The 8,995-nt window shown below is 69.3% G+C and carries 11 protein-coding genes and 1 pseudogene; 3 read left to right on the forward strand and 9 right to left on the reverse strand.

The features are described 5' to 3' along the window. Positions 1–113: 113 nt before the first annotated feature. From FMEAI12_RS30675 to FMEAI12_RS40305, 9 genes and pseudogenes are all read right to left on the reverse strand, one after another. Positions 114–1,511, reverse strand: a complete 1,398-nt coding sequence (locus FMEAI12_RS30675) for a DUF2786 domain-containing protein (RefSeq protein ID WP_112108774.1) — start codon at positions 1,509–1,511, stop codon at positions 114–116. Between the two features lie 213 nt (positions 1,512–1,724). Next, a complete protein-coding gene (locus FMEAI12_RS30680; protein ID WP_235014843.1) occupies positions 1,725–2,321 on the reverse strand; it encodes a DUF6624 domain-containing protein in 597 nt (198 codons plus the stop codon). A gap of 120 nt (positions 2,322–2,441) precedes the next feature. Beyond that, entirely contained in the window at positions 2,442–2,903 is a 462-nt protein-coding gene (locus tag FMEAI12_RS30685; RefSeq protein ID WP_112108776.1) for a type II toxin-antitoxin system VapC family toxin, read from the reverse strand. Then, positions 2,900–3,139 (reverse strand): type II toxin-antitoxin system Phd/YefM family antitoxin, encoded by a 240-nt coding sequence (locus FMEAI12_RS30690; RefSeq protein WP_112108781.1) that lies wholly within the window; start codon positions 3,137–3,139, stop codon positions 2,900–2,902. Before FMEAI12_RS30690 ends, FMEAI12_RS30685 begins: the two co-directional genes overlap by 4 nt. A 184-nt stretch (positions 3,140–3,323) precedes the next feature. Beyond that, positions 3,324–3,551: a hypothetical protein gene (locus FMEAI12_RS30695; RefSeq protein ID WP_131626874.1), complete on the reverse strand. Its 228-nt coding sequence runs from the start codon at positions 3,549–3,551 to the stop codon at positions 3,324–3,326. Continuing rightward, a complete protein-coding gene (locus tag FMEAI12_RS30700; protein ID WP_235014845.1) occupies positions 3,548–5,917 on the reverse strand; it encodes an N-6 DNA methylase in 2,370 nt (789 codons plus the stop codon). Before FMEAI12_RS30700 ends, FMEAI12_RS30695 begins: the two co-directional genes overlap by 4 nt. A gap of 417 nt (positions 5,918–6,334) precedes the next feature. Continuing rightward, positions 6,335–6,754 carry a hypothetical protein gene (locus FMEAI12_RS30705; RefSeq protein WP_112108782.1) on the reverse strand — a complete coding sequence of 140 codons (420 nt, stop codon included), beginning with the start codon at positions 6,752–6,754 and terminating at the stop codon, positions 6,335–6,337. A 41-nt stretch (positions 6,755–6,795) separates the two neighbouring features. Continuing rightward, complete coding sequence (locus tag FMEAI12_RS36790; RefSeq protein ID WP_160144359.1) at positions 6,796–7,179, reverse strand: hypothetical protein; 384 nt, start codon at positions 7,177–7,179, stop codon at positions 6,796–6,798. A 349-nt stretch (positions 7,180–7,528) separates the two neighbouring features. Beyond that, positions 7,529–7,681: pseudogene (locus tag FMEAI12_RS40305) on the reverse strand (MFS transporter); the annotation flags it as partial. A gap of 213 nt (positions 7,682–7,894) precedes the next feature. Here FMEAI12_RS40305 and FMEAI12_RS36795 point away from each other — a divergent pair. From FMEAI12_RS36795 to FMEAI12_RS30725, 3 genes are all read left to right on the forward strand, one after another. Beyond that, complete coding sequence (locus tag FMEAI12_RS36795) at positions 7,895–8,047, forward strand: hypothetical protein (protein ID WP_160144360.1); 153 nt, start codon at positions 7,895–7,897, stop codon at positions 8,045–8,047. Positions 8,048–8,228: 181 nt separating this feature from the next. Next, positions 8,229–8,555, forward strand: a complete 327-nt coding sequence (locus tag FMEAI12_RS30720; protein WP_112108779.1) for a type II toxin-antitoxin system RelE/ParE family toxin — start codon at positions 8,229–8,231, stop codon at positions 8,553–8,555. Next, the gene (locus FMEAI12_RS30725) at positions 8,555–8,872 is read left to right on the forward strand and encodes a helix-turn-helix transcriptional regulator (protein ID WP_112108780.1); all 318 of its coding nucleotides are present in this window, start codon (positions 8,555–8,557) and stop codon (positions 8,870–8,872) included. The genes FMEAI12_RS30720 and FMEAI12_RS30725 overlap by 1 nt, the downstream gene beginning before the upstream one ends. The last annotated feature ends 123 nt before the right edge of the window (positions 8,873–8,995 follow it).

Below are 8,995 nucleotides of genomic sequence, written 5' to 3' on the forward strand. Positions count from 1 at the left end.
CATCACCGCCCACCCCCTCGGGACCCCGGACCACGACCTGCCACCAGGCCGGACCCTCGACCGAGCCCACGCGCGCATCACCATCACCTGGCCACATCCAGCGGACCCGGACGCTACCTGTCACGGCTCCCGGCCGGCGCCGAGCTAGACCCGGCGACCTCGTCCCGGATGCGCAGGGTGGCCAGGTCGGCGGCGGCCCGGCCGAAGGCCAGCCCCTCGCGGTCGGTGCCGCTCACCGATTTTTCCACGATCTCCGGGAACATCGCCGCGACCGCCGCGCGGACGGACTCGTCCCGGGAGGCGAGCACCGGCAGGAGACGCGGGTCGCCCGCCTCGGCGACAGCCTGGGCGCTGGCCTGCTCCGTCGCGACGCGCAGTCGCTCACCGATGCGGGTCGCGAAGGCGGTGAGGAACGACTGGCGGAACGAGCGCGTGCGGGATCGTCCGTGGCGGTCCTGGCGGGTGCCGGCGTGCGTCATCGCCGTGGTCGCCTGGACCAGCAGCGAGGTGTAGAGCAGTTCCACCGCGTCGATGTCGGACGGGTAGCCGACGACAGTGCTCGAACCGAGATGCTTCGCCCACACCGCATGGCAGCGGTTCGCGCCGGCGATCACATTCAGCAGGATCGCTTTCGCCGCCTCGTAGGGGTTGTCGATGCCGATCCGGCGGCCGATCGGTTCCACGGTCACGGTGCGTTGCGCCGCCAGTAGCGCCTCGTCGATGCTGTGCCGTGCCATGAGCTGCTGGGCCTTGGCGGTCAGCGCCTCGGCCTCCTCGGCGAAGGATGTCGACTCGGCCTTCGCCAGCAGCGCACGGACCTTGTCCAGGAGGCCCTGGTCCACGCCGCCGCTCCCACTCCCGACTCCCCCGGCGCCACCCGCACCGCCGCGCCGCGCCGTGCCCGGCACGGGGCCCAACATCTGGATCACAGGAAGACCACGCAGGAGGTTGACCAGCTCGACGGCGTCGCCGAGCACCTCCGGACGTCCGCGGCCGTGCCGCGCACCCCAGGCGTCGAGCCAATGGTCGTCGTCGCCCCACCAGACGGTCGCGTCGAGGGCCCGCAGCTGCCCCGTCCATCGTTCGTCGACGGTGGACGGGGCGTACTGACGCATCTGCGCGGCGACCGCGTCCACGGCGAGCGCCGCCACCCGCACGCCGGCCCGCCTGCTCACAACCCGGTGCAGGTCAGCGGGCTGCCAGCCCGCCTCCCAGAGCATCTCGACGAGGCCGTCGAGCAGGGAGTCAAGACAGGTGTTGACGATCCGGTGGCCGCCGGCGCCTCCCGGCGGCGTGGCCAGGCTCGCCAGATGGTTCGCCAGCGCGGCGTCATCGCCCTGGTCATGGGCGTCCAGCGCGGCCGCGATCAGGGCCCGCGCCGACCGCAGGCTCAGCTCGCGCTGTTCACGCTCCCTGTCGTACCGACTCCCCGGTCCCGCCGCGGCCGCACGGCCGCGTTCCGCCCGCGCCTTCTGCTTGGCCCGGCGCTTCTCACGATTGCGAGTACTCATGATCCCTCCGTAGCGTTTCGCCGGGGAGCTCCCCAAGCCGTCGATGACAGCTTCGTCCGCTCCGCTGCGACGAAAAGCGACTCGGGTCTCACACCCACACACGGATCACAGCACCTCGTGACGCACAGCCCGCGCCGCCTCTGTTCGAACAGGCCGGCGTCGACTTCACCGCGGGCTCGGCGGCTTGCGAGCGGCGCTCGCGGGGATCTCGGGTCAGCCGTGCATGTCCATCATCAGGGCCTGGTACTCGTCGAACGGTCCGAGCCCGGCGGCGGCTCGCCGTTCGTCGAGACGGTCGGGTTCGGCGATCGGTTGGGGCTGCAGCTCACCCAAGCCGTCGGCTCCACGCCAGAACTGAGTGCCGTAGAGCTGTAGATCGCCGCGGGCACGCCGGACCCGATCCGTCAGATACGCCAGGTCAACAGGGGACGCCACACCGGAGTCGACCGCCGCGGCCAACAGATCCAGGCATTCAGTCTGGAAGACAGGATCGTGATCGGCGTGTTGAGCCAGCAGCCAGGCATCGTGCGCGCCCGCCTCGCCCACCAGGGAACTGTCCGGCCAGCCGTGCTTGGCGACAACGCTCCTCAGCCAGGCTGTGTTGTCCTCGTCGACCGCACCGAGCCTCGCGAGCTCGTCCTCGTCAGCGCCGTCACCGGGACGGGCTGGCCAGGCCCGACGCATCGCCTGGTCAGCTTCGACCCGCCGCGCCAACTCCACCCGCAACACCTTGTCCATACGTTCAGTGTGCAGGTGAGCGAAAAACGTAACAGCCCGGTCTGTTCGGACGGACGCAACAGACCCCAGCACCGGATGACGTCTCCGTGTCCGGACCCTGGCGGGCAGCTACCGGCGACGCCGGCCTGCCACCCCGGGAAGATCAGGAACGGACCACGCACAGTCCACACAACCAAGGTTCAGGACAGGCGCTCAGGCTTTCGGCGGCATCCCGCCCGCGGCGCCGTCCCCGGGGAGGTGGGTCCAGGGGTTGATGAGTGAGCCGCCCATGGGGGCGAAGTCGGATTCGTCGCGGGTGACGAGTGTGAGGCCGTATACCTGGGCCGTGGCGGCGATCAGAGCGTCGTGGGCCGGACGTCGGTTCGGCGCATGAAGCCGCGCCGCGGAGTCGGCGACGGCCTGGTCGACGTCGAGCATCCGACCCGTGTAGGCGGGTAGGACGCTGTGGTCCAGCCATGAGTCCAGGATCGCCGCCTGCCGCGGGTCGTGTCGTCGCTTGTTCTCGATGCCGGCGCGTAGCTCCAGCAGAGTGATGACCGAGAGGTAGGTCTCCGACGGCGACAAGGTCCCGGCCCAGGCGTTGAATCGGTCGTCCCTGCGCTTGGCGGGTTTGCGGAGCTCGGAGATGATGTTCGTGTCCAGCAGGAAGCTCACAGGTCGACCTCGCGCAGCGAGTCCCGAGGCCGCACAGGCTCGAAGTCGATCTCCTCATCCAGGACGAACGCGTCTCCCAGGCTGCCCGCGGTGCCCGTGAGCCTCTGGTAGTCGGCGAAGGACAACAGGACGTGCGACGGCCGACCGTGATCCGTAATGATCACTGGACCACGAATGGCTGCCCGTTTGACCGCACTCACGTCATGGTTGAACTCTCGGGACGAAACCACGCTCATCTCGATCACCTCCCCGCGTAGGTACATACCTACAGTACTTGCGGCAGGGTCCTTTCCATGGCCGCGCCTCGGCGCCCCAGGAGGAACCACGATCATCGCTCTCCCCGTCATGGCCTGGACCCCCGGCAAGCCAGCGCCTTCCCCTGGCCTCCCGCGGTCGTAGCGGCTCGTCGGCACGCGCCACTCAGCCCCGGCTGCCCCCCGAGCCGGTCAGGAAATGAAACACCGTGAGCAGGAACATCACAGTCGCCACGAAGGCGCATCCACCGCACTGGATCGCAGCCGGGAGGGACGCCTGATCCGCCATCCGCAGGATGCCGCCGACCAGTGCGACGATGACGCCGAGCAGCACGGCAATCGTGGCGAGGAGGATGCGCACAGTTCCCGGCGAGTTCGGCGGCACGGCACTCATCTGGGTTCCTCCGACAGGGTTCCGGTCATCAGCAGGCCGGCGACGAGATGGTCGGTAACGTCGGCCCGGAGCCCCTCGGCCGCATCCGCGAGGGCTCGATGGGCGGCGATCTGGTCGTCGAAGTCGGCGAGGACCGCGCCGATTCGCCGCTGCTCGGCGGGCGGCGGCCAGAGCGCGGGAAGCGAGCCGAGAGTCGTGGTACTGATGGAGGGAATCGCGGTAGCGGATTCGGAGCGCCTGGTGATCCACTCCTGCGCCGGCCGCGAGGACAGCAACGCCAGCAGGTACCCGGGATCCACGCCCTCGTACGCGCGCAGACGCATGAGGTTGGTACCAAGCAGCCAACCCACCTCGGCGGCACCCACCCGAGCGACGGGCCCGACCGAGCCGGTCCGAACGAACAGGATGTCGTCCTCCCACAGCGCGAACCGCGCCAGGCCCGCCGCCCCGGCGCGGGAGACCCGCTGCGGCGAACTCGTTCGGACACGCCGGTCCCGCAGGTCACGGGGCAGTACCACCGCGATCCCGTCGGCGGTGGTGGACCGGAGTTTTTTGATCACCTGGTTGGACGGGCCGGCCTGGATCGCGCACAGATCCCGCAGCACGGCACGCGACCAGCCATCAGGAAGATCGCTGGCTGCCGTGTCATCGCCTGCTGCCGTGTCACCGCTACGCAGGACGATGCCTGCGACCTTCTTGTCCGCGATGCGAGCGGCACGCGTCGGGCCCGCCAATGCCGTGGCCGGAGGCGGTGGGATCCGGGCGGTACAGCCGGGCGAGACGGCGGGCGAGACGGCGGGCGCCAGATGATCAGCGGGATCAAGCGAGTACCCCAGTCTTGTGATCTGGGCATTCGGCACGACGCGGGCCGCCCCGGCCTGGCCCATGGCCTCGGCGAGATCTGCCGTGCCTCCCGCCTGGTCCTGCCAAAGCTGGCGGCAGGCGGCGACGGCGTCGATCTCCGCCTCCGTGAGAACCCGCTGATTACCGAGCATGGGACCGGGCCCTCGCACCTCGACGAACAGCACATCGTCGCGGGCCGCGCCCGGGGCCCGCAGGCCCCACAGCATCACCGCCACCCGTGTCGTCGCGAAAAGCCGTCGCGGCAGCGCGACGACGAACTCGACGGCGCCGGTCTCGATCATCCGTTGCCGGATGAACTGTTCCCGAGGGTCATCGGACGCCGCCGCACGGTTCGGCATGAGCACGGCGGCCCGGCCGTCCGGCGTGAGCGACGCCAGTACGTGCTGTAGCCAGGCGTAGTTGTCGTTGCCCGGGGGCGGCGGCCCGAACAGCCAGTGCTCGTCCGAACGGCGCGCGGACGTCGCGTTGAACGGCGGGTTGGTCAGGACGAGATCAGCGAGCGGGCCCGGTGCGTCGCGCCAGGGTGTCTCCGAACCGGGCGTCAGCCGAACCCGGCCGTCGCTCAGGTTGACACCGATCTCAGCCAGCCGACACATGTCCGGATCGGGGCCGGCCGCGGACAGCTCACCCGACCCGCCCGCCTCACGCGCTCCTACGAGCAACTCGCCCGCCCGCACGTAGGGGTCGTGCACCCGGACGCGGTCACCCGACTTGACGAACAGCGTCGTGACCAGGTTCACCAGCGAGCGCGGGGTGGTCGAGGAGCGGCCATCCGGGCGGGCCCACAGGTCGTAACGGCTGAGCAGGTCACGGAACATTTTCGGCGGTAGAGCCTCACACAGCCGGGTGAGCTGTCCGACGTCCTCCACCGCCGGTCCGCCGAGCGCGCTGAAGGTACCGGCGGCTGCTTCGGGCGCCGACGGCAGCCCCTGAGCCCGGCGGGCCGCGTCGACCCGACGGCCTATTCCACTCATCAGCTGCCGCGGGTCGCTCTGATCGTCGGTCGCGACCCGCACATCGTCGCGCAGGCCGGCCCACGAGCCTGGATCTCTGTGGCGTAGGAAGAGCAGACCGAGCACGAAGTGGAGATAGGCGGCGCCCGAACCGCCGCCGCGGATGCGGCGCCCGAGCGGCCCGAAAATCTCCGTGAGCATCTCCTCGGCCGTGGTGCCATCCGCCTGCAGCTGCAGCTGCCGGCGCTGCTGCCCGCCCGCACCCGTACCCTTGTCGACCGACGGCCGTGCGGCGCGCCGCACCCGGTCGGCATAGGTGATGCCGTCGGGTTCACCGGCCCGGCGCTGGGCCTTGGGCACAGGCCGATCAGCCAGCCAGGCCAGCACCTCGCTGAGGCGGAAGCGTTCCATCCCTCCGTCGGCTTCCGGCCGGGGAAAGTCCGCGTGCCGGCCCTGCCAGATCGTCACCGTCTCCCGGCTGATACCCGCCCGCTGAGAGATCTCACGGCGGGTGACCAGCGGGTCGGCACCCGGGGCCCGCTCCCCCACACGGTCCGGAGACCCCGTGCTGTCTGAACGCATATGTGCATCGTGACGGGAGGGACCCGACGGCGGCAAATGCGCATCGCGATGCGCGCGATGAAGAACGAGCCCCTGACATGATGCACCGCTACGAAGGCGCTTGTTAACAGGGAATATGTAATCCACGATGCGACCCCGGACCGACGCGAGGGGGTTAACAGAAGGCTGGCCGATCCTGCCCTTCGCCGGCAGGAGAGAGCTCCCGAGTCGTTCGCGTAGCCATGCGGGCCCGACCGCGAGCAAGGTCAGGTCGGACAGGATCCGCTACGCCCGCATGACCGTCGCCCCGACGCTCGTCACCATGAGTCACCGCGACGAGGCATGTGTCGAGCTCGAGGACGTCCGCCGAATATGGCCGACGATCCCACCGGACCGGCATCGGGCTCATGACGTTCCTCGGATGTTCTGCAGGAACCTTCCCGACCCGTCGTCGAGGACCCAGAACGACCAGCCGTTGCGGTGCGGGCTGACGCTCGGCTTGTAGTGGCTGACCACGGCGCGAGCCGCGCCGGTCGGCGTCTTGAAGCTCTGTCCCCGCAGCGGCCCGGACGTGATGTCGATCCGAGACGTCTTCGGGTCGTACCTGGCCTGGGTGCGGTGCCCCTCGTAGTCGACGTACACCGCCACCACATCCACCACCTCCGAATGCTGCTTGCTCTCCTTGGATGTCTCTGTGGGTAACGTCGCCAGGCTCGCCTCAGCCACCAGGCGGGCCACCACTTCGCCTACCGTACAGCCACTTATGCGCGCGGCGAAGGCGAGCGAGCGATAGGTTTGATCGTCAACCTCTACCGAATGCGTCACGAAAACCTCCCTCCCCAGGAGCATAAGACAGCGGGAGGAGTTTACGCAAGATTTTTAAGCGGCGAGAGCTCGAGGTGCCTCCTTAGAGGGCCGCGGCGGGAGAACGGGACGCCGGCACCGACCTGGCGACGGATCCGCCCGACAAGCCGCCAGGCCCGTATGTCGTCGCCGTCGGCCGCGGGGCCGCCGGCGAACAGGAAGGTGAGCGCGGTGCGGACGGCCTCCCGTTTGCCACGCAGCACACGGGAATCGTCCTCCCAGGAGACCGTGAGGTAGCCGGGCCTGGGGGACGCGACCGTGGCGGCGAGGGTGACCTGCTCGAGTCCGGGATCGGCCGTCGCGGCGGGGTCCGGGGCGGATCCCGCTCCCGTGTCGAGCAGGGCCACACATCCGCCGATCAGCAGGCCCACCACAGCCGTGATCACGACAATGCCCACCGTGAGCCTGGCCGGTGGAACCCGCCTCTTCGGACGGGGATCGACCGGCGCCGGGGACAGGTCGGGCTCCGAAGGCGGTTCCGACTCCGGTTCCGGTTCCGGTGGCGGCGGCTCCGGTGGCGGCGGCTCCGGCGGCGGCGGTTGCGGGGACGAGGGCGGCGACGCCGGCGGGGTCGACTTTCCCGCGAGGCCCGGGCCCGACCGGGCGATGGAAGCCGGAGCGGAGCCCGGCCTGCCGGGTACCAGGTCGAGGCGGCTCTCGGGAAGCTCCCGGAGCAGTCCGGGTAGTTCGCTCGCCGGCGGGCGAGCCGTGCCCGTCTTGGCGAGGCATCGGACGATAGGCGTTCGCGGTCCATTCGAGCGTGGCGATCGAAGCATGTAGATCGTTGCGGATCGAGTTCAGTGCGGTGGACACCACGAGCTGGTCGAGGGCCACCATGAGCGCCGCGGTCGACGTCAGCGCGAGCACCCACTTCTGTGTCCTGATCACCGATGCCTCCAGATCAGACTGTGTGCCAGTACTGACCGATCTCGACCCGGCGGTTCACCGATGTGGGTCGAAGAGGTCGCGACGCGGCGAAGACGGGAGGGCTGCCCGTGTCGCACGGTGTTCAGACGATTACGTGCCAATACCACCCATAATCACCCACGGCCATCAAAAATGGTCGACCGGCGGGGACCGTTGTTCCGTACGAACCAGCCAGTGGGACCTTCTACCTGCACGTTCGGGCGGGTCGACAAGCTCGTCGAGCCGCTCGGCGCGCAGGGCATCTCGAAGTCCCAGGGCTCGCAGCTCGCCGGCAAGCGTGTGGGCATCGACCCCCGGGCGACCCGCTGGACGACACGGCCGGCGTAGGCGGCCTGCGCGAGGACGAGGCCAAGCCGAGGGTCGCACAGCGGGGACGCCCCAGCCGCGTGACGACTGCCTGCGCCCCACGCGGCCGGGCGGGAGCGTGGGCGGACTCACGATACTGACCGCGCCGGCAGGGGTTGAGGTTCCGGCGCAACGGCAATAACGTGGTCGTTATCATGGTTGCATGTCCTGGGACGTCGTGGTCCACCCTGATGCAGTCGACGAGTTGGCCAAGCTCCCCGCCGACGAGCGCACGGCGATCGACAACGCCCTCGACAAGCTGCGAGAACGCGGCACGGATCTTCCGTTCTCACACACCAGTGCCGTCGTGGACGCCGACCATCTGTGGGAGCTACGCCCCCGAGGTGGCGACAGTCCGTGGCGGGCGTTCTACAGGCGGATGGGGGCAAAGCTCGTCGTCGTTGGCGCCATCGGACACCACGACAAGCGGAAGTACAAGCGGGCAGTCGCCCTGGCCGTGGAACGGCTCAACGATCTGAAGGAGGACTGATGAAGCTGTCGGAGCTCAAGACCCTCGACCAGGTCATCGAAGAGCACCGCCAGGACCCGGAGTTCCGCGAGGAGTGGGACGCGCTGGCGTTCGCCCGGAAGGTCGCCCACCAGGTGATCGCATATCGGGTCGAACACGGCCTCACGCAGCGGGCCCTCGCCGAGCAGGTCGGCTTCAAACAGCCCGCTATTGCGCGCTTGGAAATTGCCGAGACGCAGCCGCGGCTCGAAACGCTGGCGAAGCTCAGCAAGGCCACCGGTTTGACCTTTAACCTTCACGTCGCCAATGGAGCCGTCGAGATCGTTCAGGTCGCCTAGTGCGCTGGCCATGAACGTTTCCGGTCGTGGTCAGGTGCTGGTGGGGTGGTTGCGGGCACACCGTCAGGGATGGGGGACGTTGACCGGTTCCTGGGGGTGATCCGTGATGGCACAGCTGGTACG

It is taken from the genome of Parafrankia sp. Ea1.12, from assembly GCF_900465275.1.
Lineage (GTDB): Bacteria > Actinomycetota > Actinomycetes > Frankiales > Frankiaceae > Parafrankia > Parafrankia soli.

Coding starts and splice junctions, on each gene's coding strand:
- FMEAI12_RS30690 (WP_112108781.1), bottom strand. CDS start 3,139: ATGAGCGTGGTTTCGTCCCGAGAGTTCAACCATGACGTGAGTGCGGTC.
- FMEAI12_RS30725 (WP_112108780.1), top strand. CDS start 8,555: ATGAAGCTGTCGGAGCTCAAGACCCTCGACCAGGTCATCGAAGAGCAC.
- FMEAI12_RS30720 (WP_112108779.1), top strand. CDS start 8,229: ATGTCCTGGGACGTCGTGGTCCACCCTGATGCAGTCGACGAGTTGGCC.
- FMEAI12_RS30675 (WP_112108774.1), bottom strand. CDS start 1,511: ATGAGTACTCGCAATCGTGAGAAGCGCCGGGCCAAGCAGAAGGCGCGG.
- FMEAI12_RS30695 (WP_131626874.1), bottom strand. CDS start 3,551: ATGAGTGCCGTGCCGCCGAACTCGCCGGGAACTGTGCGCATCCTCCTC.